Source organism: Streptomyces sp. NBC_01450 (assembly GCF_036227505.1).
Taxonomy (GTDB): Bacteria; Actinomycetota; Actinomycetes; order Streptomycetales; family Streptomycetaceae; genus Streptomyces.
Genome location: NZ_CP109480.1, coordinates 1,692,214 through 1,716,394, shown reverse-complemented (window position 1 = coordinate 1,716,394; position 24,181 = coordinate 1,692,214). Strand labels below are relative to the sequence as shown.

20 protein-coding genes and 1 pseudogene are annotated in these 24,181 nt (G+C 70.6%); 9 read left to right on the top strand and 12 right to left on the bottom strand.

What is annotated here, in order from left to right; genetic code table 11:
• The first annotated feature begins 159 nt into the window (after nt 1-159).
• From OG568_RS07785 to tatA, 3 genes are all read left to right on the top strand, one after another.
• Nucleotides 160-852, top strand: a complete 693-nt coding sequence (locus OG568_RS07785) for an ABC transporter ATP-binding protein (protein ID WP_329530853.1) — start codon at nt 160-162, stop codon at nt 850-852.
• A complete protein-coding gene (locus OG568_RS07780; RefSeq protein ID WP_329530852.1) occupies nt 849-3,227 on the top strand; it encodes an FtsX-like permease family protein in 2,379 nt (792 codons plus the stop codon). The genes OG568_RS07785 and OG568_RS07780 overlap by 4 nt, the downstream gene beginning before the upstream one ends.
• Before the next feature lie 155 nt (nt 3,228-3,382).
• Nucleotides 3,383-3,661 carry a Sec-independent protein translocase subunit TatA gene (gene tatA, locus OG568_RS07775; RefSeq protein ID WP_266431789.1) on the top strand — a complete coding sequence of 93 codons (279 nt, stop codon included), beginning with the start codon at nt 3,383-3,385 and terminating at the stop codon, nt 3,659-3,661.
• A 63-nt stretch (nt 3,662-3,724) separates the two neighbouring features.
• Here tatA and OG568_RS07770 read toward each other — a convergent pair whose 3' ends face one another.
• From OG568_RS07770 to OG568_RS07760, 3 genes are all read right to left on the bottom strand, one after another.
• Nucleotides 3,725-4,750, bottom strand: a complete 1,026-nt coding sequence (locus OG568_RS07770; RefSeq protein WP_329530851.1) for a sporulation protein — start codon at nt 4,748-4,750, stop codon at nt 3,725-3,727.
• A gap of 128 nt (nt 4,751-4,878) precedes the next feature.
• Complete coding sequence (locus OG568_RS07765; RefSeq protein ID WP_329530850.1) at nt 4,879-6,237, bottom strand: histidine-type phosphatase; 1,359 nt, start codon at nt 6,235-6,237, stop codon at nt 4,879-4,881.
• A 109-nt stretch (nt 6,238-6,346) separates the two neighbouring features.
• Entirely contained in the window at nt 6,347-8,272 is a 1,926-nt protein-coding gene (locus OG568_RS07760) for a phosphatidylglycerol lysyltransferase domain-containing protein (protein WP_443077575.1), read from the bottom strand.
• A 568-nt stretch (nt 8,273-8,840) separates the two neighbouring features.
• Here OG568_RS07760 and efeU point away from each other — a divergent pair.
• Nucleotides 8,841-11,210, top strand: coding sequence for an iron uptake transporter permease EfeU (gene efeU / locus OG568_RS07755; protein WP_329530849.1), 2,370 nt, complete (start codon nt 8,841-8,843; stop codon nt 11,208-11,210).
• Between the two features lie 118 nt (nt 11,211-11,328).
• A complete protein-coding gene (efeB, locus tag OG568_RS07750) occupies nt 11,329-12,612 on the top strand; it encodes an iron uptake transporter deferrochelatase/peroxidase subunit (protein WP_329530848.1) in 1,284 nt (427 codons plus the stop codon).
• On the opposite strand, the gene OG568_RS07745 is transcribed toward efeB, so the two are convergent.
• On the bottom strand, nt 12,543-13,238 hold the full coding sequence (locus OG568_RS07745) for a hypothetical protein (RefSeq protein WP_329530847.1): 696 nt from the start codon (nt 13,236-13,238) through the stop codon (nt 12,543-12,545). The genes efeB and OG568_RS07745 overlap by 70 nt on opposite strands.
• Nucleotides 13,239-13,734: 496 nt before the next feature.
• Here OG568_RS07745 and OG568_RS07740 point away from each other — a divergent pair, with 496 nt between their 5' ends.
• Both OG568_RS07740 and OG568_RS07735 read left to right on the top strand, forming a co-directional pair.
• Nucleotides 13,735-14,292, top strand: coding sequence for a DUF1062 domain-containing protein (locus tag OG568_RS07740; protein ID WP_329530846.1), 558 nt, complete (start codon nt 13,735-13,737; stop codon nt 14,290-14,292).
• Between the two features lie 100 nt (nt 14,293-14,392).
• Nucleotides 14,393-14,497: pseudogene (locus OG568_RS07735) on the top strand (transcriptional regulator); the annotation flags it as partial.
• Nucleotides 14,498-14,511: 14 nt separating this feature from the next.
• On the opposite strand, the gene OG568_RS07730 reads toward OG568_RS07735, so the two are convergent.
• From OG568_RS07730 to OG568_RS07720, 3 genes are all read right to left on the bottom strand, one after another.
• Nucleotides 14,512-15,861 (bottom strand): nucleobase:cation symporter-2 family protein, encoded by a 1,350-nt coding sequence (locus OG568_RS07730; protein WP_329530845.1) that lies wholly within the window; start codon nt 15,859-15,861, stop codon nt 14,512-14,514.
• A gap of 220 nt (nt 15,862-16,081) precedes the next feature.
• On the bottom strand, nt 16,082-17,440 hold the full coding sequence (locus OG568_RS07725) for an FAD-dependent oxidoreductase (RefSeq protein ID WP_329530844.1): 1,359 nt from the start codon (nt 17,438-17,440) through the stop codon (nt 16,082-16,084).
• Between the two features lie 192 nt (nt 17,441-17,632).
• Nucleotides 17,633-18,313 (bottom strand): DUF305 domain-containing protein, encoded by a 681-nt coding sequence (locus tag OG568_RS07720; protein WP_329530843.1) that lies wholly within the window; start codon nt 18,311-18,313, stop codon nt 17,633-17,635.
• 193 nt (nt 18,314-18,506) lie between these two features.
• On the opposite strand from OG568_RS07720, the gene OG568_RS07715 reads away from it, so the two are divergent.
• Complete coding sequence (locus OG568_RS07715; protein ID WP_329530842.1) at nt 18,507-20,009, top strand: LVIVD repeat-containing protein; 1,503 nt, start codon at nt 18,507-18,509, stop codon at nt 20,007-20,009.
• On the opposite strand, the gene OG568_RS07710 is transcribed toward OG568_RS07715, so the two are convergent.
• Both OG568_RS07710 and OG568_RS07705 read right to left on the bottom strand, forming a co-directional pair.
• Nucleotides 19,997-20,701: a TetR/AcrR family transcriptional regulator gene (locus OG568_RS07710; RefSeq protein WP_266588707.1), complete on the bottom strand. Its 705-nt coding sequence runs from the start codon at nt 20,699-20,701 to the stop codon at nt 19,997-19,999. The genes OG568_RS07715 and OG568_RS07710 overlap by 13 nt on opposite strands.
• 186 nt (nt 20,702-20,887) lie before the next feature.
• On the bottom strand, nt 20,888-21,112 hold the full coding sequence (locus OG568_RS07705) for a hypothetical protein (RefSeq protein WP_329361405.1): 225 nt from the start codon (nt 21,110-21,112) through the stop codon (nt 20,888-20,890).
• Between the two features lie 279 nt (nt 21,113-21,391).
• On the opposite strand from OG568_RS07705, the gene OG568_RS07700 reads away from it, so the two are divergent.
• Complete coding sequence (locus tag OG568_RS07700) at nt 21,392-21,637, top strand: DUF2630 family protein (RefSeq protein WP_266654180.1); 246 nt, start codon at nt 21,392-21,394, stop codon at nt 21,635-21,637.
• A 73-nt stretch (nt 21,638-21,710) separates the two neighbouring features.
• On the opposite strand, the gene OG568_RS07695 is transcribed toward OG568_RS07700, so the two are convergent.
• The 3 genes from OG568_RS07695 to OG568_RS07685 form a co-directional block, all read right to left on the bottom strand.
• Nucleotides 21,711-22,406, bottom strand: a complete 696-nt coding sequence (locus tag OG568_RS07695) for an HAD family hydrolase (RefSeq protein ID WP_329530841.1) — start codon at nt 22,404-22,406, stop codon at nt 21,711-21,713.
• 94 nt (nt 22,407-22,500) lie between these two features.
• The gene (locus OG568_RS07690) at nt 22,501-23,436 is read right to left on the bottom strand and encodes a M56 family metallopeptidase (RefSeq protein ID WP_266426996.1); all 936 of its coding nucleotides are present in this window, start codon (nt 23,434-23,436) and stop codon (nt 22,501-22,503) included.
• A 98-nt stretch (nt 23,437-23,534) separates the two neighbouring features.
• Nucleotides 23,535-24,098, bottom strand: a complete 564-nt coding sequence (locus OG568_RS07685; protein ID WP_329530840.1) for a DUF5134 domain-containing protein — start codon at nt 24,096-24,098, stop codon at nt 23,535-23,537.
• Nucleotides 24,099-24,181: the final 83 nt, after the last annotated feature.

Here is a 24,181-nt window from a genome sequence, read left to right as displayed (position 1 = left end):
TCCCCCTACATCGCTCGCCTACATCGCAGGGATGACCCGGTACGGCCTCATCCGGACGCGGTAGCGGAAATGACTCGGCCGACCGACGCGCCCGAAGCGGCGGCGCACCTAGCGTCCGGGCAGACCGGCCGACCGGCGGGCGGGACCGAGGGAGACTCCATGACCACACCCCTGATCGAACTGCGCGAGGTGAGCCGGAAGTACGACGACGGGCCGCCCGCACTGCACGACACGTCGCTGACCGTCCGGGCCGGCGAGGCGGTCGCGATCCTCGGACCGTCCGGCAGCGGCAAGTCCACCCTGCTCAACCTGATCGCCGGCCTGGACCGACCGGACACCGGGACGGTCACCGTGGACGGTGTACGGGTCGACGAACTCGGCGAGGCCGCCTCGGCGCGCTACCGGCGGGACAGGATCGGGATGGTCTTCCAGTTCTTCAACCTGCTCGACGACCTGACCGTCGCCGACAACGTCGTCCTGCCCGCCCAACTCGCCGGAATGCCACGCGCCGAGGCGCACCGGCGCGCCGCGGAACTGCTCGAGACGATCGGTGTCGACCGGCACGCCCGTGCCTACCCCGGGCGGCTGTCCGGCGGCGAACGCCAGCGCGTCGCCGTGGCCAGAGCCCTGATGAACCGTCCGTCCCTGCTGCTCGCCGACGAACCGACCGGCGCCTTGGACAGCGCCTCCGGGGAGGACGTCGGCCAACTGCTCACCGACCTCAACGCCGATGGCCAGACCATCGTGGTCGTCACCCACGACCTCGCGCTGGCCCGGTCCTGCACCAGCCGCACCGTTCGGCTCGTCGACGGCCGGATCGCCGAGGACGTCAGGCCGGAGGCGGTCCGATGAGCGCGCTGGACCGGGTCGTCCGCTCGGGCGTCGGCCGCCGCCGGGTGCAGACCCTGGTGATCGGGCTGACGATGATGATGGCCGTGACCGCGGCGGTCCTCGGCGGATCGCTCCTGGTGGCCTCCAGCGCGCCCTTCGACCACGCCTTCGCCCGGGAGCACGGGGCGCACCTGTCCGTGCAGTTCGACGCGCGCAGGGCCACGGCGGCGCGTTTGTCCGCCTCGGCGGACGCCACGGGGGTGGCCGAGGCGTCCGGCCCGTTCGGGACCGTGACGCTCACCCCGCACACCGAGATCGAAGGCGTGGCCGGCGGCATCGACGGGGTGCCGATGACGGTCGTCGGCCGCGCCGAGCCGCACACCGGTGTCGACCGGGTCGCACTGACCGAGGGACGGTGGGCCGAGCGCCCCGGCGAGATCGTGGTCTCCGACGGATCCCAGCCCTTCCCGAGCCTCGGGCGGCGGCTCACGTTCCCCGGACTGCCCGGGGGGCCGACGCTGAAGGTGGTCGGCCTGGCCCGGTCGGCGAGCCGCACCGGTGACGCCTGGGTCGTGCCCGCCCAGATCGCCGCGCTGACGCCGAAGGGCCGGAGCGCCGGTTACGAGATGCTCTACCGCCTCACCAGGGCGGACACCGCCGCCCAGCTCGCCGCGGGCCGTCGCGCGGTGACCGCGGTCGTTCCCGCGGGGGCGGTGACCGGGGCGCAGTCCTGGCTGACCGTCAAGAAGACGGCCGACCGGGAGACCGCGCTGTTTGTCCCCTTCCTGCTCGCGTTCGGCGTCCTCGGCCTGGTCATGTCGGTGCTCATCGTCGGCAACGTGGTCGCGGGCACGGTCGGCGCGGGGCTGCGGCGCATCGGCATCCTCAAGGCCATCGGATTCACCCCGCACCAGGTGGTACGGGCGTACGTCGGCCAGGCCCTGGTCCCGGCCGCGATCGGCACCGCCCTCGGTGTCGTCGCGGGCAACCTCGCCGCCGTCCCGGTGCTGTCCGAGACCGCGAACGTCTACGGAACGGGCGGCCTGGCGGTCACCCCCTGGGTCGACCTCGCCGTGATCGCGGGGGCGCTGGGCCTGGTGGCGGTCACCGCCTGGGCTGCCGCGTGGCGGGCGGGACGGCTGCGCACGGTGGACGCGCTCGCCGTCGGCCGTACGGCGTCCCCAGGGCGTGGACGGTCGGCGGCCCGGGTGAGCGCACTGCTGCCGCTCCCGAGGCCGGTCGGCCTCGGGCTGGCGCGTCCCTTCGCACGCCCGGCCCGCTCGGCCGCCATGGGCGCGGCCGTCGTGTTCGGCGCGGTGGCCGTCACCTTCGCCGTCGGCCTCTCCTCGTCGCTCGCCGAGGTGATGGCCGCGCGGGCGCACGACGCCGCCGACGTCACCGTCGAAGTCAGGGAACCGCGGGGCCCCGCGGCACCGGGCGCCAGGAGTCCGGGTGCCGCGAAGGCGGCCGCGGCCGATCCCGCCGCGATCACGGCGGCCATCGACTCCCAGCCGGGCACCGGGAAGTACTACGGCGTCGCCACGACCCAGGCCACCGTCTCCGGGGCGGCCGGTGTCGTCAACGTCGTCGCGTTCACCGGGGACGCCTCCTGGGGCGGCTACGAGATGGTGTCGGGGCGGTGGATCGCGAGGTCGGGTGAGGCCGTTGTGCCGACCCCCTTCCTGACCGCGACCGGCACCCGGGTCGGCGACACCGTCACCCTGAACGACCATGGCACGGCCGTCACGGTCCGGATCGTCGGCGAGGTCCTCGACACCCACCACCAGGGCATGGAGGTCTTCACCGACCGCGCGACCCTCGCCGCCGCCGAACCGGACCTCCAGGTCGAGAGCCACCAGATCGCGGTGAGATCCGGCACGGACGTGACGGCCTACGCCACCCGGCTGAACGCCGTACTGCGGCCGCTGGGCGTCACCGCCGAGACCGGTCGGGTGGGCGACAACAGCAGCACGGTCACCGTCCTGAACTCACTGACCGCCGTCCTCACCCTGATGCTCGTCGCGGTCGCCGGACTCGGCGTGCTGAACGGAGTCGTTCTCGACACCCGCGAACGGGTCCGCGACCTGGGCATCCACAAGGCCCTCGGGATGACCCCGCGGCAGACCGTCGCCATGGTCGTCACCTCGGTCGTCGTCACCGGATTCGTCGGCGGCGCCCTCGGAGTCCCGCTCGGTGTCGCCCTGCACGGCTGGGTCATGCCGGCCATGGGGCACAGCGCCGGGCTGGAGCTGCCCGAGTCCGTCATCGCCGTCTACCGCACGCCCGAACTGATCCTGCTCGCCCTCGGCGGCCTGCTGATCGCCGTCCTGGGCGCGCTGCTGCCCGCGGGCTGGGCCGCTCGGACGCGAACCGCCACCGCGCTGCGCACGGAATAGCGGCGGAACAGGAGCGGAACAAGAGCAGAAGAGGGAGCCGGGAGACGTCCGATCCGACCCCATGGTTGTACTGTTGCGCAAAGCAGCAATCTTCAAGCGGGTGGCGGCCAGTGGGACGCGCGCCCTCGACCGAGGCGAAGAAGGGCGGGCGCGCGATGCTCCGCAACGGACTGGAACCCTGGCACCTGCTGATCGTGGCGATCTTGTTCATCGTGCTGTTCGGCTCGAAGAAGCTGCCGGACACCGCCCGGGCACTGGGCAAGTCGATGCGCATCCTCAAGAGCGAGACCAAGGCGATGAAGGACGAGAACCCCGCGTCCGCCGCCACCGCCGAAAAGGACGCGGCTGCGGTGACCCCCACGGCGGTCATCAGGAACTCCGCCGAGCAGGACGCCCCGCGCGTGACGACCGAGGTTCCGGGCGCCGCGCACTGAGCCCCCGGGGTCCGTGTCCTGGGACGGCGCGCACCGCCCCAGGACACGGACCCGCCTGAGGACTCAGTCCTCTTCGCCGCCTTCGTCGTCCTCGTCGCCCTCGAAGAAGTCGCCCACCTCGTCGACGACTTCGGCCGCGACCAGGCCGCCGACCACCCCCACCGCGAGCCCCGCCGCGCCGACCGCGACCGCGGTACCGACGCCGGGCCCGGAGCGGTGGCTCTCATGGCCCGACTCATGGCCCGAGTGATGCCCGTACGAGCTTCCCCCGGCATACGGATCGGCGTGACCGTACGTGGCGTGGGAGCCGTACGACGCCCGGTGCTCGACCAACTGCTTGATCCAGCCGTCGACTTCGCTGTTCCAGTCGCGGGCCTCGACATCGTGATGGCTCACCGTGAAGCGGGTGAGCGCGTCCTGCCCGGACTCGAAGAGCCCGCCGCGCTTGTCGGCCTCCAGGACGATCTCCATACCTGCGGGGGTGGCGAGGAAGGTCAGCTCGATCTCGTTCACCACGTGCGCGTACTGCGGCGCGGGCGTCAGCTCGATCTCCTGGTAGAAGGGCAACTGCTGCCCCGTACCCCCGATGTGGCCGTACTCGAGGTCGGCGGACCTGAAGCCGAAGCCCAGCTGGCCCAGTGCCTCCAGGACCGCTTCCTGGACGGGCAGCGGGCGCACCGCGAGCGGATCCAGGTCGCCCTTGTCCCTCGCACCGGCCACCGCGAGCTCGGTACGCACGCCGAGGACGATGCCCAGCGGCTGCCCGTACAGCTCGCTGACCGGTGTCTCCCAGGGCAGGGACACACGGAACGGAACGCTGTACCGCTCCTCCTCGGCGAGACGGAAACCGCCGCCGACCGTGAACCTTTCGAAGACGACGGCGCCCTCGCTCTCCCCGTCCTCGTGCTCGGCCTCCACCCGGGCGATCAGCTCGAGCCCGATGTGCTCGATCTGCACGTCCGCGCTGCCACCCTGGAGGTGGACCTGCCCGGACAGGATCCCGCCGGGCGCCACCGCGCCGCCGTCGAGAACCGTGTCCACCGAGGGGCCGCCTGCACCCATCGCCCCGAGCAGCCGTTTGAACACCATGTCGGTGTGGCTCCTTCACTGATCGCACTCATCGCTTCGAACCGGCTCGGAGCGAGCACCGAGCCGGTGTGATCAGAACTGACGGCATCCGTAAAGAAGTTCCCAAGTCACCTGGACGGAGGCACCTTTCACGACTTCGTGCGCCCGAAGCAGCGCTCCAGCTCGTCCAGGTCGTAGAAGGCGCTGCCCTTCGCCACGGGCGCGCAGCCCGCCTTGAACGCGGTCTCCTTCTCGTTGTAGAGCATCCGCACCAGGTAGGTGTCGCCCTTGCGGAACACATCCCACTGGACGTTCGAGGCCATCGGAGCCACCGTGCCGCCCCGCCACGGGTTGTCCGCATAGGTGTACGGCTGAGTCGTCGTCACCGGCTTCGTGCTGCCCGGTAGGCGCATGAGTGCGGCGAGCGGGATGATCTCCTCGGCGTGGGTGAAGCGCAGCTCGGCGCCCAGGTCGCTGGTCCCGTCGCGCTTGGCCTCGACCTTCTTGAAGAAGTCGTCGAGCACGACGTCCGCCATCTTGTACGTGATGTCGCTGTCCGCGAAGCCCGGCCCCTTCTCGTAGAAGTCCTCGGCGTCGCCGAGATAGGCGAACCAGGCGGCGTCGCGCGGAGCGAGGTAGCGCTCCAGGTGCCACCTGCCCTCGTCGCTCATGGACGGGGCGATGCTGTACAGGTTGTAGACCGCCTGGGCCGCGTCCACCTCGCTGCCGATGGCGGCGAACTCCCCGGCCGAGATCCGCCGGACGAAGGCCGGGGTGAAGATCTTCTTCAGGACGTCGCGGGCCGCGCGGTGGGTGGCCGGCTGCTCGGTGATGCTCTTGAGGGTGGTGGCCAGTCGCTGGTCGTTCGCGATGTAGTCGCGGTAGGCGGCACCGCCCGCGGACTTGTGGAAGTAGAGCAGGTCGGGGTCGGTGCGCGCCGGGCCGATGAGGGGGCCGAGGGCCGGGTCGGCGTCCGCGAGGGCCGAGGCGAAGAGGGTGCCGCTGTCGACGGCGCGGCCCTGGCCCGAGCTGACCACGTCGATCGGTTCTGAGTCCTCGGCGATGCGTGTGAACAGTCCGGGCAGCCGCCGCTCCATACGCCGTGCCGTGTTCTGGATCTCCCGCTTGCCCCGGCCACTGAGGTTGCCGTACCCGACCTTCTCCATCGCCGCCAGCAGCGAGCGCACCCGCGGTCCGAACTGAGCACCGGCCCGGGTGAGTTCGCCCTCGCTCTCGGCCTTGTCCCACAGCTGGAGGATCAGTTGGCCGTCCTCGCCGCTCGTCGCAGCGCGCGAACCGTGCCGGGACACGTTCTCCGTGAAGACCGGGACGAAGCCCTTCGGCGCCCGTTGGTACGTACGGGCGTCCTGCTGCGGCGCGTACGGCGTCTTCGACCCATAACTTTCCGACGCCCCGCCGGCGGCCTGCGCCGGGAGCGGGGACACGAGGAGGACGGAGAGCGCGGAGAGGGCGAGAGCCAGGGCGGGGGCGGCCGCGATGCGTTTCATGGGGGAGTCGATTCGTCCGGGAGCGGGCTCGGTGATCGGCCGCATCGTTTCCGGACGACATGAACGTCGGGTGACCATGACATGGCGGGCGCCGGGTGGAGGCGCCGCTCTAAGAGGTGGTGGTGGACGAAGTGTTGGTCTGCGCGTCGGTTCGGGCGTCCGGGGTCGTCTCGTCGTCCGCGCGCGTCTGTTGTCCGGGGATCAGCGCGCCCTTGTGCGGTGGCTGTCTCTGTCCACCCGGTGCCCGCAGGAGGGGGCGGCGGCCGAGCGCGGGCAGGGCGGGCGGGGTGAGGAAGCCCTCCGCACGGGCGGCGGCGACGCCGATGCGGGGGAGGTCGCTGCTCTTCTCGAACAGGAGGTAGCGGGGTTCCCAGACGGGCCGGTACTTGGCGTTGGCCCGGTAGAGGGACTCGAGTTGCCACCAGCGGGAGAGGAAGGTCAGCACCGTGCACCACAGACGCAGCACGGGGCCGGCACCCAGCCGGGAGCCGCGTTCGAAGACGGAACGGAACATGGCGAAGTTCAGCGAGACCCGCTGCACCCCGATCTCCTGGGCGCGCAGCAGGAGTTCGATGACCATGAACTCCATGAGTCCGTTCTCGGAGTTCCGGTCCCGGCGCATCAGGTCGAGCGACAGCCCCTTCTCGCCCCACGGCACGAAGCTCAGCACGGCCCGCGGTTCGTCCTGGCTGTCGCGGCACTCCAGCATGACGCACCGGCCGTCGCCCGGGTCGCCGAGTCGGCCGAGCGCCATGGAGAACCCGCGCTCGGTATCGCCGTCCCGCCAGTGGTCCGCCTTGTCGATCAGGGTGGTCATGTCGGCCTCCGGGATGTCCTCGTGGCGGCGGATGCCGACGGTGTACCCGGCCCGGCGGATGCGTTTGTGCGCCTGGCGCACTCCGCGCATCGCGCGCCCTTCGAGGGTGAAGTCGGCGCGGTCCACGATGGCTTCGTCGCCGAGTTCGAGGGCGTCGAGGCCGTGCCGGGCGTAGATGGTGCCGGCCTCCTCACTGGCGCCCATCACGGCCGGCGTCCAGGCGTGCCGTCGCGCCTCGTGCAGCCACGCCTCGATGGCGCCCGGCCAGGCCTCGGGGTCGCCGATCGGGTCGCCGGAGGCCAGGGTCACCCCGCCGACCACCCGGTAGGCGATCGCCGCCTTGCCGCTCGGGGACCACATGACGGCCTTGTCGCGGCGCAGCGCGAAGTAGCCCAGTGAGTCCCGTTCACCGTGCTTGGCGAGGAGCCCGCGCAGCCGTCGTTCGTCGTCCTCGCCGAGGAGTTCACGCCCACGCGGCGCGCGGAAGCAGGCGTAGAGCACGAGCAGGAAGGACGCCGCCATCAGGATGTTGATGATGACGTCCACCCAGCGGGGTGCGACCACGGAGTCGAGGTGGTCGGCGAGCGGGCCGACGCTGATCCCGCGCAGCAGCGTGTACGCGATCCGGTCGCTCAGCGGCGCGCCGGACACCTTGTTGGTGGCGCTCACCAGCAGCGTTCCGAGGGTGCCGCTGACCAGGATGCCGCCGGCGCCGACGGCCAGCGCCAGCCGGGGGTTGGAGCGGTCCCCGACGGCCTGGAACTCCCTCCGTCCCACGAGTAGCGCGACGACGAAGAGCCCGGTGAACAGGGTCGAGAACCAGTTGAAGCCGTGCCTTCGGCATTGCTCCTGCGTGAGGGCCAGGACGTACAGCCCGAAGAGCGGTCCCGCCAGCAGCATGTTGAAGATCCACGCGGCCCGTTTGCGGCGCCGCATCACCAGGGCCAGGAACAGTGCCAGCGCGGCCGAGACCAGCCCGGCGGTGGCCAGGTAGGGGGTGAAGAACTCACCTCCGTTGTGCTCGTGCACCTCTTCGCGGAACGGCAGCGAGGTGACCGCCACCACGTTGAGCAGCGCGAGCAGTCGCAGGTACCAGACCGTGGCCGCGGCCGCCCGTGGTCGCAGCCGGGCACCGATGGCCTGCCGTCCGGTCGGGTCCGTCCGGCGCGACTTCGAGTTCCGCTGTTCCGGGACGAGTACTGGCTGTTGGGCAGACACGGTGGAGCATCACCTTGGGGAGAGGGCGGTGGGGGAGGGCAGCGGGAGCGGAGGTGGGGAAACCCTGTGCGTTCCCTACGAAGGGCAGAGCGGGGAAACCCTACACGCTGTAAGGGAAAGGAGGGTTGTGGTCGCGGTGAGGATTGCCGCCGAGGGTCTTAACGAGCGGTGGTCGACGGCGTTGTGGGGAAAGACTGCCTGGTCCGGGCGGTGCCGCGCGGTAAGGGGCTGGTAAGAATCGAAGCGCGGAGAGAAGGTCCCGGGCGAGGGTCTGGTTACGCCGCCGGGCCGTCGCGGTGCGCCCCGTGAAGGGCCGCGGACGCCGGGTTCATTGCTCTTCCGCCCTCGCATAGCCACAGGTCAGAGGCGTGATGCCGACCCTGTGCGGCTGTGGCGTCGGCTGATCGGCCGATCAGCCCTCGATGCGGCCGACGCGGTCCGGGGCCGCCGATCACGTCCACTGTGTCGCGATTTGTGCGCTCTCTTGACGCTTAGTTAGGCATGCCTACACTAAGCCCCGCCCTTGGCCGCCCGGCCTGGTATTCGCTGTATCGGAGAGAGGCCCGAGGTGTGGGACGACGCGTTTCCCAGCTTTCTGATCGGTCTGCGTGAGGGGTTGGAAGCGGGACTGATCGTCTCGGTTCTGGTCGCCACACTCGTACGGTCCGACCAGCGTGCCCGACTGCCCCATGTGTGGACGGGAGTTGCCGCCGCCATCGGGTTGTCGACGAGCTTCGGCGCGGTCCTGACGTTCACCGCGGCGAACCTGTCGGGGAAGTCGCAGGAGGCGTTCGGCGGCACGCTCAGTCTGGTCGCGGTCGTGTTCGTCACCGCCATGGTGTTCTGGATGCGGCGCTCGGCCCGTACGTTCTCCGGCGAGATCAGACAGAAGGTCACCGCCGCGCTGGGCATGGGCGCGGGTGTACTGATCGCCACGTCGTTCCTCGCCGTCGGCCGCGAGGGCCTGGAGACCGCGCTGTTTCTATGGACCACCGCGCAGGCCGCGGGGAGTTCCTCGGGTCCGCCCGCCGGAGCGGCGGCCGGGCTGCTGATCGCCGCGGCGCTGTGCTGGGGCCTGTACCGGCGTGTGCTGCACATCAACCTCACGCGGTTCTTCACCATCACCGGCGCCGTGCTCATCGTCATCGCCGCGGGCGTTCTCGGATACGGCATGCGCGATCTGCAGGAAGCCACGGTGATCCCGGGCGGCACGTCGTACGCCTTCGATCTCTCGGCGCATCTCGACCCGGCCTCCTGGTACGTCACCGTCGTCCAGGGCACGCTCAACCTCACCCCGCAGATGACCTGGCTTCAGGTCGGCGTCTACGGCGCGTACCTGGCGATCGTGATGACGCTGTTCGTGCGCGGCGTCCGCGGGTCCGCCGTCGCGCGGGCCCGGACGTCGGACGGCTCGGTGCCCGCGGGGGTCGCTGGCGCGGTGGCCGACGAGCCTGCCGAGTCGCCGTCCGGGGCGTCCCCGCTCGCTGAGGGCACGAAGGCGGCGGTGCTCGCCGCAACGGACGTCGCGAGAGCGGCCAAGCTCATGTCCGCGCCGCCGCTCGACTCCGCAGAGGCGGAGAAGACCGCGGGACCCACTGCCACGCAGGCCGCGGAACCTGTCGCCGCGCCGACCGCGTCGGCCGTGACCGAGGCTGAGCACTCCGCCACGCTCGCCACCGTGGGCGAGAAGCCCGCCGAACCCGCTTCCTCCAGCCGCGAGAAGGCGTCCGCTCCCACCGAGCCCCCCGCGGCCAAGCCGTCCACCCCTCGTCGCCTCCCCCGTTGGACGGTCCCCGCCGCTCTCGTCGCCGCCCCCGCGCTCATCGCGGGGATCACCATCGCCGCCAGCGGCGGAAAGCCCGCGTCCGGGACGCCTGTCGTCGAGGTGTCCGCGTCCGACTGCGGCAGGGGCTTCACCGAGCCCAAACCGGGCCGGCAGACCTTCCAGGTGCGCAACACCGGCTCCCGTACCTCCGAGATCTATCTGATCGACCCGGTCAGCAACGCCGTCTACGGCGAGGTCGAGGGCATAGCCCCCGGCACCACCCGCGCCCTGATCGCCACCGTCGGGACGGGCTCGTACGCCTGGCGCTGTGTACCCAACGGCGGGAAGGCCGTCACCTCGGCAGCCGTGCGCGTCAGCGCGGGCGGCGGCTCCGTTCAGGCCGTGCTGCCGGTCTCCGAGAAGGACCTCGCCGCACCGCTGGTTGCTTACCGGGCCTATGTCGACCAGGGCCTGGCCGACCTGCAGACCAAGACGCGCACCCTGCGGAGCGACATCGACGCCGGCAAGCTCGACCGGGCCCGCAAGGACTGGCTGCCCGCGCACACGCGGTACGCCTCGCTCGGCGCCGCCTACGGCACCTTCGCCGACTTCGACGCGAAGATCAACGGCCGTACGGCCGGACTCGCGGGCGGGGTCGAGGACCCGGCCTTCACCGGCTTCCACCGCATCGAGTACGGCCTGTGGCACGGCCAGTCCGCCGCCACGCTCGCGCCGTACACCAAGCGGCTCGCCGCCGACGTGGACGCCCTGCGCAAGGACTTTCCGAAGCAGGACTTCGACCCGGCCGACCTCCCGCTGCGCACCCACGAGATCCTCGAGAACACCCTGCACCGCGAACTGAGCGGCAACGCCGACTACGGCAGCGGTACCGAGCTCGCCACCACCGAGGCCAACCTCGACGGCACCCGCGAACTGCTCACCCTGCTCCGCCCGCTGATCGACAAGCGCAACGCCGAGGTGCTCCCTGCTGTCGACGCGTGGATGCGGCGCACCGAGCAACTGGTGCTCGCCCAGCGGGCCGAGGACGGCACCTGGACGCCGCTGGACAAGCTGTCCGACACTGACCGGCAGCGCCTCGACGGCACGGTCAGCCAGCTACTGGAAGACCTCGCCCCGATCCCGGACCTCCTGGAGATCCGCAAGGCCGCGTGAGCCGCCAAAGGCCGCTTGAGCAGCCCAGCGGCGCCGACCCCAACGCGTCGGCCCACCCGCGCCGTACCACCGCCCCCGCTGTACCGGGACCATGCGCCCACAGGAGAGGACCTCCCCGATGACGACCCCGAGCCAGGACGACCAGGCCGCGCCGGGTGGCTGCCCCTTCGGCCGCCGTACGTTCACCAAGACCGCTGTCGGTGTCGGCGTGGCCGGAGCCGCCCTGGCGGGCGCCGGGCTCGTCGGGGCCCAAACGGCCGCGGGCAGCACCCCCGCCGCGGCGGCCGACTCGGGCGGGGGCGAAGTGTCCTTCCACGGCGCCCACCAGGCCGGCATCACCACTCCCGCGCCCAGAGCCGCCGTCTTCGTCTCCTTCGACGTCATCGCCAAGGACCGGGGCGAACTGGCCGCCCTGCTGCGCACGATCACCGAACGGGCCCGCTTCCTGACCACCGGCGGCACCCCGGTCGACCTCGGCGTGGGCGCACCACCCTCCGACAGCGGCCTGCTGGGGCCGGACCTGCCCACGGACGACCTCACCGTCACCGTGGGCGTCGGCGCCTCGCTCTTCGACGGCCGCTACGGACTCGCCGACCGCATACCGCGTCACCTGGGGCCGATGCGCACCTTCCCCAACGACAACCTCGACGCCGCCGAGTGCCACGGCGACCTGTCCTTGCAGCTGTGCGCCGCCAACTCCGACACGGTGCTGCACGCCCTGCGCGACATCACCCGGCACACGCGCGGCGCGATGCAGGTCAAGTGGCGCATCGACGGCTTCCAGAACCCGTCGCGTCCGACCGGCGCGCAGCGCAACTTCCTCGGGTTCAAGGACGGCATCGCCAACCCGGACACGACCTCGTCCCGCGAGATGGACGAACTGGTCTGGGTCACTGCGGCCGACGGCGAACCGTCCTGGGCGGTCGGAGGCAGCTACCAGGTCATCCGGATCATCCGCATGCTGGTCGAGTTCTGGGACCGGGTCTCGCTCACCGAGCAGGAGAAGATGATCGGCCGCCGCCGTGACACCGGTGCTCCGCTGGACGGTGCCCAGGAGACCGACCTCCCGCGCTACACCAAGGACCCCAAGGGCGAGGCGATCCCGCTGGACGCCCACATCCGGCTCGCCAACCCCCGTACGGCGAAGACCGACACGACCCGGATCCTGCGCCGCGGCTACAATTACGACCGGGGTGTCGACACGGCGGGCAACCTGGACATGGGCCTGGCCTTCTGCTCCTACCAGCAGGACGTGGTACGTCAGTTCGAGGCGACGCAGACACGTCTTATCGACGAGCCGCTCGTCGACTACATCAGCCCCACCGGGGGTGGCTACTTCTTCGCGCTGCCCGGTGCGAAGGACAAGTCCGACTGGCTGGGCCGCTCCCTCGTCGAGGGCTGAAGCGAAGGTTGAAGAGCGGGCTGGAGCGGGGGCTGGACCGAGGCCGTCCCCTCCAGCCGTCCGAGCAGAAACGGCATCACTCCCCGCTCCAGCAGGGTCAGTTGCCAGTCCTCATGGGCGTGTCTGAGCTCGGGATCGCGGTCCTCCGAGGTGGGGCGGCCGCGCGTCGTCAGCGACCAGAGAAGGTCGCCCAGCGCCGCGCCCGCCGTCACGGCGGCCAGGATCACCACCACCATGATCAGTCCGTCGTTCAGATGCGGGCGTACATCGAGGGCGTGCAGATCGAACCCGCTCAGGACGTACACGCCCGCGGCGACGACACCGAGACTCGGCGCGAGCAACGCCGAGACGGACACGGACCCATCTTCCGTACCGGAGGCTTCCTTTGAGGGACCGTCATGTCGTCCGGACGCGCGTAGCCGGAGGTACCGGTCGTACTCGACCGCGGCGGCCCGGGAGAGCGCGGGGCGCGCCTGAAGGGCTTCGGCGCGCAGGCGCTCGCGCGTGTCCGCCACGCCCACATGCTCCATGGCTGCCATGATCTCGGGGGAATCGAGAGCGCGGTCCAGGATCCGCTCGAAGGCGCCGTCCCTCGGCGCCGCCGGACCGGCGTCACGTTCCTTCATTGGGGTCCCCCGAGACGTAAGAGGCTCACGATGTGCCAAACCCTACAGTATGTAGGGTTTCCGTTCGTCGACCGGTTCGCTGTCGGGTCTTCGTCGGGTCGCGGATCTGTGTCATCCCGGTCACGTCATGGCGCAAGAACTGCTCAGGCGTTTCGCCTCTCCGCGTCAGCAACTGCTTGGAGCACGCCGGTCGGGCCGCTCGACATCCAAAGGGGCATCAAGCGGGCCCGCGTCTTCCACGCCACCGTCACCGTCGCCGCGATCCGGCTCTGGCTTCGTCCCTGATCCGCCGGACAGAACCTGGCGGTGAGGAGTTCGAAAACCAGTGGAGCGGCGCCGCTGTGCGCCATTACCGTGCTGCCGAACCAAGTCGTCTGGTCAAGGACGTGCCGTTGTACACCCTGTGAGACCTCCCGAGCGCTGAATCGTCGCGCGTCGCGCATGTGCGCCGCGCTCCTTTTTGCTGCGGACTTCTCACTGAAACCGGTGTACTTCTGTGCTCGAAAACTGGGTGGTCATGCCCACCTGCCTGCCGCTCGTTCTCCGCCGTTGCCACGCGTGCGCGTCCGAGCGCTTCCGGGCAAGCGGAAAATTTCGCGTCAACGCGAACCACAAGCTCATCGACGCCTGGCTCCTCGCGCTCTGTACCGCGTGCGGGGAAACCGCGAAGCTCACGGTCCTGGAGCGGATGAATGTGCGCTCCGTACGACCTGATCTGCTGGACCGGCTGCATGACAACGACCTCGGCCTGACAGCTGAGCTGCTCCAGGATCCGGTCGTGCGGCGCCGTAATCGCATCGCCCTCGACTGGGACAACGCTTGGCGCCTCGACACCGGCGGATCGGATCACCTGGACCGCGAGGTGATCGATGTGATCGATGTATCGGTCCGTTTTGCGGCGCGGATCCCTGTCCGGCCGGTGCGACTGATCGCTGAAGGTTGCGGTCTTTCGCGGGCCGAGGTCGAGAGACTGATCACGGAGGGGAAACTCGTTTCGGCAGTCCGGCTGAGCGGCAAGCTCTCCGGCGACTTCACCTTCACGCTCAAACGCTGAGCCTCCTCGGGCCCAGGGGCCTGTCCGGCAAGACCCGCCGGACAGGCCCCTGGCCTGTCGGCATTCGCTGACACGCGGGGAACAGTCGAGCGCTGACGCGCGGGGAACAGCCGAGATGAACGCCTTGCGCAAACCCGACCTGGACACCCTGTTCCCCGGGCTCCTCGACAGCGTCCTCGCCGCGATCGAGCGGCCGACCGACTGAGCGCCCGGCGGGGCTCAGGCCGAGGCGGCCTCCGGTTCGGTGGCGACATCGGCCGAACCCGGCTTCCCCGGCAGGTGGTTGAAGAGCAGGTTCAAGACGACCGCCGTCAGGCATCCGGCGCTGATCCCGCTGTTCATCACCGTCTGGAACCAGTCCGGGAACTTCGCGTACACCGTCGGTACCCCGACCGGCAGCATGCCCACGGCGACCGAGACGGCCACGACTGTCAGGTTGTTGTTGCCCTTGAAGTCCACCTCGGCCAGCGTCCGCAGCCCGCTGGCGGCGACCGTCCCGAACATCACCAGGCCCGCGCCGCCCAGCACCGGCGCCGGCACCGCCGCGACCACCGCGCCCAGCTTGGGCAGCAGACCGAGCAGGACGAGGATGCCGCCCGCGGTCGCGACCACCCAGCGGCTGCGCACCCGGGTCATGCCGACCAGACCCACGTTCTGAGCGAACGCGGTGTAGGGGAAGGTGTTGAACACACCGCCGAGAACCGTGGAGAGACCGTCGGCGCGCAGACCGTCGGCCAGCGTGCGCGGCTCGACCCTCCGGTCGGTCATCTCGCCGACCGCGATGAGGTCACCGGTCGTCTCCGTCATCGTCACCAGTGCCACGACCAGCATCGACACGATCGCCGAGGCGTGGAACGTCGGCGCGCCGAAGTGGAACGGCGTGCTGATACCGACCCAGTCGGCGTCCCCGACCCCACCGAAGTCCGTGAATCCGAACGGCACCGCCACGGCGAGGCCCACCGCGATGCCGACCAGCACCGCGATCCGGCTCAGGAAGGCCGGCGCGAACCGCTGTACACCCACCACCACGGCCAGGACGAAGCCCGCGAGCGCCAGGTTCTTCGGCTCCCCGAAATCCTTCGCGCCCACGCCGCCGGCCGCCCAGTTGCCCGCCACCGGCAGCAGCGAGACCCCGATGATCAGGATGACGGTGCCCGTGACCAGCGGCGGGAAGAAGCGCAGCAGCCTGCCGAAGACCGGCGCCAGCAACATGATCGCGAGCCCCGCGACGATCACCGATCCGTAGATCGCGGGCAGTCCGCCTCCGGTCGTCCCGATCAGGACCATCGGTGAGACCGCCGCGAAGGTGCAGCCCTGCATGATCGGCAGTCGTACACCGAAACGCCAGAAGCCCACGCACTGGATGAGGGTCGCGATACCGCAGACCAGCAGGTCCGCGGTGATCAGATACGCGAGATCGGCGGGCGAGAGCTTCATCGCACCGCCCACGATCAGTGGCACGGCCACCGCTCCCGCGTACATCGCGAGCACGTGCTGCAGCCCGAAGGCGACCAGGTGGCGTACGGGTGGGACCTCATCGACGGGATGCACGGGTGCGGTGGTCGCCATGGGCACTCCAGGAGCGGCGGGTGGGGACGGGAACCGCCGGACGGCGTGAGGTACGTCCGGACAGCACGAGACCGTAAGCGGCTTGAACAGTTTGTTGATTTCCGGTCTGTTGCCGCTATGTGTCATGCCCACGGAGTCCCGCTCGACTCCGCTAGGACCCGCCCCGCGTTCCCGGCATGATCCGCCGGACAGGCCCTGGGACCCGTCCACCGGACGGGCCCTAGGACGAAGTCGCCGTCCGTGCCGCCGCCAGCAGTGACGTCCAGTCGGGCAGCTTGACCACACGCCGACCGAGCGAGGCCCCGAGCTCCGCCTCCGCCCGCTCGATCGCCTCCCACCCGGCCCATGGGACCGGCGCCGCCCCGGCCGCCCGCAGCGCCGCGAGAGGCTCCTGCGCCACGTCCCGTCGTACGAGCTCGGGGGCGTCCTCGAGCAGCGAGGTCACGGTCTCCTTGGCGCACGGCCGGTTGGTGCCGATGACGCCGGTCGGGCCCCGCTTGATCCAGCCCGCCACATACTCGCCCGGGGTGACCACGCCGTCCCGCAGTACCCGACCCGCGAGGTGCGGCACCGTGCCGTGGTCCGTGTCGAAGGGCAGCCCTTCGAGCGGGACGCCCCGATAGCCGACCGAGCGCAGCACCAACTGCGCCTCGATGTCCTCGTACCGTCCCGTCCCGATGACCCCGCCGCGTCCGTCGGGCGCCGTACGTTCGAAGCGCACCGCGCCCACCCGGGTGCGGTCACCCTCGTCGGGAAGCAGCTCGACCGGGCGCAGGAAGAAGCGCAGCCGGATCCGGCGGGGCCGGTCCTGGGGCGGCGCGGCGGCCCACCCCCGCAGCACCTCCACATTGCGGCGCTGCGCGGCGGGCAAGGCCGACGGGTCGACGTACTGCGGATCGAGCGCCAACTCCTCGGAGTCCACCACGACTTCGGTGTCCGGCAGCGCGCCCAGCTCGCGCAGCTCCTTGGTGGTGAACCGGGCCTGCGAGGGTCCGCGCCGCCCGATCATGCTGATCTCCGTCACGTTGCTCTCGGCCAGCGCGCTCAGCGCCGCCTGCGGCATGTCGGTGGGGCTCAGCTCGGTGGCGCCGCGGGCCAGCATCCGGGTCACGTCCACGGCGACGTTCCCGACGCCGACGACCACGGCCGAGCGCGCGCCGAGCGCGAAGCCGCCGGAGACGGAATCGGGATGCGCGCTGTACCAGGACACGAAGTCGGTCGCCGACCAGCTGCCCGAAAGCTCCTCGCCCGGCACTCCGAGGTGGCGGTCGGTGGCGGCGCCCACGCAGTAGACCACCGCGTGGTACAGCTCCCGCAGCCGGGCCACCGGCACCCCGCCCGGGCCGACCTGGACACCGCCCAGGAACCGGACCCGCTCGTCCTCCAGGACCGCCCGCAGATTGTTCTGCAGCGACTTGATCTTCTCGTGGTCGGGTGCCACGCCGTAGCGCACCAGGCCGTACGGGCACGGAAGCCGGTCCAGAACGTCCACCCGGACCTCGGACAGCCCGCTCTGGACGAGGCACTGGGCGGTGTAGACCCCACTGGGCCCCGATCCGACAACGGCGACATGCAACACGGCGGAACTCCCAATCCGAAAGCCGAACAGCTCGAGGAGATCGCTGATGGCTCCAGCATCGCACCACCGACGCCCCCGCTGACAGGGTGCGGCGCGCGGCACGCGTGTGCGTGTTCATCCGTACGGAAAATCACGACGCGAACGCGTGGGGTGATCGGTCGAATGGGTCTCCGGGCGCTTCGCCGGGCGTCGCTACATCTCGCGCATCCTGCTGATCTCGCTCGTCTGCTGGGCGATCACGTCGTCGGCCATCTCCTCGATCTGGATGTTGTTGCCCTGGGCCTTCACGTCCGTGGCCATCGAGATCGCCCCGTCGTGATGTGTGATCATCAGCTTCAGGAAGAGTGTGTCGAAGGCCTTGCCCCGCGCCGCGCGCAACTGCTTCAGCTGCGCCTCGGTCGCCATGCCGGGCATCGCCTCGTGCTGGTGCTCCGTGGCCCGCTTGTCGCCGTCGTGGGCCGTGAGCCAGGCCTTCATCGTGGTGATCTCCGGCCCCTGTGCGGCGGCGATCCGCGCGGCGAGCCGCTTCACCGGGCCCGACGCGGCCTGCTTCGCGGCGAGACCGGTCATCTCCAGGGCCTGGGTGTGGTGCTCGATCATCATCCGCGCGTAGGCGAAGTCCGCCGTGTTGGGGGAGTCGTCCTCGCCGCGCCGCTTCGCGGCGTCCGCGGCGGAGAGCGTCTCGGCCGCCTCGCCCGGCTTGCCGGGGGCGATCACCGAAGGCCCGCTCGTCCCGGCGGACTTGGGTGTGGAAGCCGATCCGGAATCGCAGGCCCCGAGCGCGAGCACGGCAGCCGTCAGCGACGCCGCGGCCAGGAGCGCACGGCGAGTGCGGGGCGTACGGGACGCGTGGGACGTACGACGGGGCAGCACATCGACCTCCTGGGGCACATGAATCGCCGGACATCTCACGGGTGTTCATGACCGTCCTAGCACGTCGGTGAACGTTACTGATCAAAAACTTTCATTACGAGTGCGTTGCCATCTGTTGATCAGTGCATGGGGCGGACGATACTTCTGGGGTCCGTGAACCGTTCAACTGCGAACGGCTACAAGGGAGGACGCAGTGACCCTGTTGATCGACCCCCGAACGCGGCGCAGACGCCTGGGAGTTGCCGCGGCCGCGGCCGGACTCCTGGCCACGCTGCTCACGGCCGGCCCGGCGGCCGCCACCCCCGATCCCGGGGACGGCCCCGCCGTGCAGGAGAAGGTGTCCAGGAGTGACTCCGCCGAGGCGAAGGCGGCGATCGCGAGCGGCGAGATACCCGGAGTGGACGAGATCGTCCACTCCGACAACATCGAGCACCTCGCCAATGTCCCCAAGGAGGCCTTCACCGGCCTCAATTCGGACCTCGCCTTCCAGGGCAAGTACGCCTTCGCCGGCAACTACGACGGCTTCCGCATCTTCGACATCAGCAACCCGAAGGCGCCCAGGACGGTGTCGCAGGTGCTCTGCCCGGGCTCGCAGAACGACGTGTCCGTCTCCGGCAACCTGCTCTTCCTGTCCACCGACTCCTCGCGCAGCGACAACTCCTGCAACAGCACCACGCAGCCCGCGACCGAGAAGTCCTCGTGGGAGGGCATGAAGGTCTTCGACATCACCGACAAGGCGAACCCGAAGTACGTCGCCGCCGTCGAGACCGCCTGCGGCTCACACACCCACACGCTGGTGCCCGAGCGCAAGAACGTCTACATCTACGTCGCCTCGTACTCGCCGAGCGCCACCTTCCCCGACTGCCAGCCCCCGCACGACGGCATCTCGGTCATCAAGGTGCCGCGGGGCGCCCCTGAGAAGGCGGCCGTGGTGAACTTCCCGGTGCTGTTCCCGGGTGAGGGACCGGACGGCGGCGGCAACCCGGGCGCGCCCACCAACCCGGGCGTCTCCAAGACCACCGGCTGCCACGACATCACGGTCCTGCCCTCCAAGGACCTGGCCGCCGGCGCCTGCATGGGCGACGGCATCCTGTTCTCCATCAAGGACCCGGAGCACCCGAAGGTCATCGACCAGGTCGAGGACAACGTCAACTTCGCGTTCTGGCATTCGGCGACCTTCAACCAGAAGGCCGACAAGGTCGTGTTCACCGACGAGTTGGGCGGCGGTGGCGCGGCCACCTGCAACGCGGCCATCGGTCCGAACCGCGGTGCCGACGGCATCTACGACATCGTCGGCAAGGGCGACAGGCGCAAGCTCGTCTTCAAGAGCTACTACAAGATCCCCCGCCACCAGGCCGACACCGAGAACTGCGTGGCCCACAACGGCTCGCTGATCCCCGTCAAGGGCAAGGACCTCATGGTCCAGGCCTGGTACCAGGGCGGCGTCTCCGTCTGGGACTTCACCGACTCCTCGAACCCGAAGGAGATCGCCTACTTCGAGCGCGGACCACTGACCACCGGCACGCTCACGGTCGGCGGCTCCTGGTCGGCGTACTACTACAACGGCTACATCTACTCGAACGACATCGCCAAGGGCTTCGACGTCCTCAAGCTCAGCGACCGGCGCACCGACCCGGCCAAGCGGGTCCATCTGCGCGAACTCAACGTCCAGACGCAGCCGGACTACTTCGACTGATCCTCCGGCCGCCGGTCGTCCGGCCCCTGTTCATCCGGTCGCCGACCGGTCGCGAAGAACCGTGACAGATCGCTCTCACACGTCCCGCCGGGCACCTCGGTGTCCGGCGGGACACCCATCTCCCAGTCGAGGTGGTAGCGCTCGAACAGCTCGGCCCGCAGCCTCGGGACCGGCATCGGCGCACCCGGCACCAGGGCCGCGTACACCGCACCCATGAGTACCGCCCGCAGCATCGGGTAGTCGGTGTCGGCGTCCTGGGAGCCGTACCGGGCGACGGTCTCCCGCAGGAGCTGCGCGAGACGCTGCTGCTCCGGGCACTGCACGAACCCCTCGCCCTGCAATATCCCGGCCATGTGCTGACGCATCAGCACCGGCCGGTCCCGGGCCAGGCCCAGAATCGCGTCGATGGCCCTCGCCAGCCGCTCCCGGCCGTCCTCGGTAGGCGGCTCGCGCTCCAGCCCCTCCTCCAGAGTGCGGTGCATCATGCGATGCACGGCGGACTGCAGGAGCTGGCGTTTGCCGGGGAAGTAGTACGACACGAGTCCGCGTGCGGATCCCGCGCGATCCGCGATGTCCCCGAGCGTCGTCGCCTCGTAGCCGCGCTCGTTCACCAGCTCCACCGCGGCCTGCAGCAGCCGCTCCCGGGAACGCCGCCGCAACTCTTCATTGACCGACGGGCTGCGCGGGGACATGCTGAAACTCCTGTGTTGACTGGCTGCCAGCCAACTATACTCAGAGCGTCCGGGCCATGGCCCTTCGCGGGGGAGGCCCCGGGCTGCCGTCCGCCTGGGGCGACGCGGGGGATCGTCTCAGGCGGACGGGCGAGATTCCTGAGCGATCAACTCGCCTTCAGGTGCGCAGCCGGCCCAGTAGTGGCGTCACTTCGGTCGCGACCACGCTTCGGGCCCGCCGCCGTGCCACTCGATCAGCTCCGAGTTGGCCACGTCGACCTCGTCGTATCCCTCCAGCCCGGCGTAGCGGAGGAAGGCGGCCAGGTCGCGCAGTGAGTGTGCGGTGCCGAGGAGCTCCCCGTTGACGCGCACCCGCCGGCTGCCGTCGGTCGGGGATGGCGGGTACACGATCACGTGCAGCTCTCCAGGCATGGTTTCAGACTCGCCCGGCTCGCCCGGATACGCATCCTGACCACGGGCTCACAGCCACGCGCGGCCTCGTTCGGCCTGGTCACGGTCCCGATCCAGGTGGTCGGCGCCACCGAGGATCACAGCGTCCACGTCTGTCAGATCCACCTCGCCCCCCAAGGAGCCCGGAGTGGCGCGGCACCGTGGGGGACGGGCACGAGCCGAGCGGGATTCCCCGAGCGAGTCGCACAGCCGCCGTGGCCTCCTTAGAGTGGGCTGGAGTGGCGAGGGAGGCGGGTGGACATGGATCAAGAGCAGATCCTGGCCAGGATCGCGGCGATGGTGGACGACGAACGACGGCTGCGCGACGCCGTCGCATCGGGGCGGATCGACAGTGCCACGGAGCACGAACGGCTCGGGGAGCTGGAGCGGGCGCTCGACCAGTGCTGGGACCTGCTGCGCCAGCGGCGCGCGAAGTCCGAGTTCGGGGAGAACCCGGACGAGGCGCGCGTACGACCGTCTTCGCAGGTCGAGGACTATCAAGGCTGACGTCGAGCATTGTCCGTGTCCGGGCCGGCATCGACGGCTGTCGGGACCGCGGGCGTCTCGGGGGCCGGGCGGGTCAGCCGACCAGGTCCAGCACCGGCCGCAGCCCGTCCGGGCGCTGCGCCGTGGGCAGGTGGTCCACGAAGTGCACCGCGCAGCCCAGCGCCGCCGCACCCCCGTCCGCGCGGCGGTCGTCCCCGACCATCAGCGTGTCCTCGGGGGCGACGCCCAGCGCGTCGCAGGCGGTCGCGAACAGTCGGGCGTCCGGCTTCTGGATGCCGTGCTCGTACGACAGCACGTACGCGCCCACGCACGGGTCGAGGCCGTGCTCACGGAAGACGGGCCGCAGATCCCAGCCGATGTTGCTGACCACCCCGACCGCGACCCCCCGCTCACGCAGCGTACCGAGCACCTCGGCCGCGTCGGGGTAGGGCCCCCAGGCGGCCGGGAGCATGTGCCGGTCGTACAGCGCGTCGTGCAGCCGGGGATCGGGCAGCCGCACCTGGCGGGAGATCGCGGTGTACATGGCCCGGTGCCGCTCGGCGCTCTCGTCCCGTCTGTGCCACAACTCCTCCGAGCCCTCCGGCAGTCGGGGCGCGACGCCACTGCCGGGCATGGCGCCCACCGTCTCCAGGTCGCCCGCCGCCTCCGTCAACTCCCGCTCCGGCAGGTCGAGATCGGCATCCTTGAGCACCGCGCGCAGCCAGGACTCGGTCGGTTCGGCACGGAACAGGGTTCCGGAGAAGTCGAAGAGCACGGCTTTGATCGTCATGAGGGAGATCCTTCGGGGCGCGGTCCGGCCAGTCAAGCACGCTCCGGGCCGAACCGGCGCTCGTAGGCCGTCACGGGGAGCGCATACGGAGGTCCTAGCCGAGCGCCCGCAGGCCCGGTACGAACGTCACCAGCAGGGGGATCACCGGCACCAGCGTGGCTGCCGCCGTCAGTCGCAGCCGATGCGACGGCGTCAGCCGGTCCGGGGGAGTCAGCAGGCGGTTCACACGGTGGGGGACGTGGGCCTGCGGCGTGGCGCCGGGGCCGAAGACGCCCCGGTCCTCGTTCAGTTCCACCAGGGCGAGGGCGATCGTCAGGCGGCCGAAGCGGCGGGAGGCCATGTCGTCGGCGGCCAGTTCGACCAGGCGGTGCATCTCGTCGCGGAACGCGGCGAACACGGGCACCTGCGGGAAACCCACGGCGAGCGCGGCCGAGCAGTGCAGCAGCCAGTCGTGCCGAGCCCGCGCGTGTCCCTGCTCATGGGCGAGTACGGCATCCAGCTGACGCCCCTTGAGACGGCGCAACGCGGCCGTGGTGACGACCAGTTGGGGAGCGGTCCCGGGCAGCCACCAGGCGTCCGGACGCTCGCCCTCCAGTACCACCAGCCGGCCGCTGTCCGGCTCCTCGCCGGGCAACAGCGGTGCGCGTACGAGGAGTTCGTCACGGCTGTGCCGACGGTGGGCCCGGGCCCGCAGCACCTCGCGGACCAGCATCGCCGCGGTCCAGGCACCGCCGCACGCGAGCGCCACGGCGGTCGCCGCGGCCCAGGGACTTCCGTCGCTCAGCGCGTAGGCGTCCACCACGGAGTGCGGGGCGGGACCGAAGACATGGCCGCGTACCGCCACCCAAGCGGCGGCCGCGCTGAGCGTCATCGACAGCACGCAGCACAGCAGAACGGCCGCCACCACGCACTGCCACACCCACAGGGCGACCACGGGTTCACGGTCCGGCCAGTCCGCCCGGGCGAGCAGCCGTGGGGCAACCACGGCGGCCAGGGCGCCGAGCAGCAACAGTGCCGCGGGGACCATCATGGGGTGAAGCCTATGAGCGGAGCGTCGCCGGGCGATACGGCCCGCGACGGCAAAGTGACGTACGCCACGGTTTCACGCGGGTGGTGCCGGGGTGGTTCTCAGAGCGTGACGAGCATGGCCACCATGGCGATCCCCATGGACAAACGGCATGCCTGCGACAACTCGGGGCGGTCGCCCCAGCCGAGGGTACGGGGAGTGCCGCCGAGCGTTCCCGAGCCCCCGGCCGTGGCCGGCAACAGCCGGGCCCCGGATCGCAGCACGTACCCGGCGAAGTAGAGCAGGAGCGCCCCGGTCATCAGGGGAATCCCGGAACCGCCGGCGTGCCCGTGGTGCCCGGGGGAGGTGGCCATCGCGACGGCCATGTAGACCATGGCGCAGGCCCCGACCAGATGGTGGAGATGGTGCGGGCTCGTACGGGCCGACCACAGCGCGCGCACGGCGGCCGCGCCGAACACCGCGGCGTACGCGAACCAGGTCCAGCGCGGCGGAGTGGCCGCCGCCGCGGGCACGGCCATCGCGGCCATGCCGAATCCCATGAGCGCCTCGGCGCCCGCGGTGCGGCGCTGCTCCTCGACGGGGCTGCGCATCCGCAACAGGCAGTAGGCCCCTGTCGCCGCGCACAGCGCGACGAGCAGCCAGCCTGGTGACGCCGGTCCGTGCACCGCGTACCTCCCGCTCGACGGAGTCGGACAGTCGTTGATGTCGGACAGTCACCGAAGGCATGCCCGGGCCGGGCGGTGCGCAA

Bases quoted from the DNA above. Each gene is read 5' to 3' on its own strand.
- OG568_RS07785 (WP_329530853.1), top strand. From the start codon at position 160: ATGACCACACCCCTGATCGAACTGCGCGAGGTGAGCCGGAAGTACGAC.
- OG568_RS07780 (WP_329530852.1), top strand. From the start codon at position 849: ATGAGCGCGCTGGACCGGGTCGTCCGCTCGGGCGTCGGCCGCCGCCGG.
- tatA (WP_266431789.1), top strand. From the start codon at position 3,383: ATGCTCCGCAACGGACTGGAACCCTGGCACCTGCTGATCGTGGCGATC.
- OG568_RS07770 (WP_329530851.1), bottom strand. From the start codon at position 4,750: ATGGTGTTCAAACGGCTGCTCGGGGCGATGGGTGCAGGCGGCCCCTCG.
- OG568_RS07765 (WP_329530850.1), bottom strand. From the start codon at position 6,237: ATGAAACGCATCGCGGCCGCCCCCGCCCTGGCTCTCGCCCTCTCCGCG.
- efeB (WP_329530848.1), top strand. From the start codon at position 11,329: ATGACGACCCCGAGCCAGGACGACCAGGCCGCGCCGGGTGGCTGCCCC.
- OG568_RS07745 (WP_329530847.1), bottom strand. From the start codon at position 13,238: ATGAAGGAACGTGACGCCGGTCCGGCGGCGCCGAGGGACGGCGCCTTC.
- OG568_RS07730 (WP_329530845.1), bottom strand. From the start codon at position 15,861: ATGGCGACCACCGCACCCGTGCATCCCGTCGATGAGGTCCCACCCGTA.
- OG568_RS07710 (WP_266588707.1), bottom strand. From the start codon at position 20,701: ATGTCCCCGCGCAGCCCGTCGGTCAATGAAGAGTTGCGGCGGCGTTCC.
- OG568_RS07705 (WP_329361405.1), bottom strand. From the start codon at position 21,112: ATGCCTGGAGAGCTGCACGTGATCGTGTACCCGCCATCCCCGACCGAC.
- OG568_RS07700 (WP_266654180.1), top strand. From the start codon at position 21,392: ATGGATCAAGAGCAGATCCTGGCCAGGATCGCGGCGATGGTGGACGAC.
- OG568_RS07695 (WP_329530841.1), bottom strand. From the start codon at position 22,406: ATGACGATCAAAGCCGTGCTCTTCGACTTCTCCGGAACCCTGTTCCGT.
- OG568_RS07690 (WP_266426996.1), bottom strand. From the start codon at position 23,436: ATGATGGTCCCCGCGGCACTGTTGCTGCTCGGCGCCCTGGCCGCCGTG.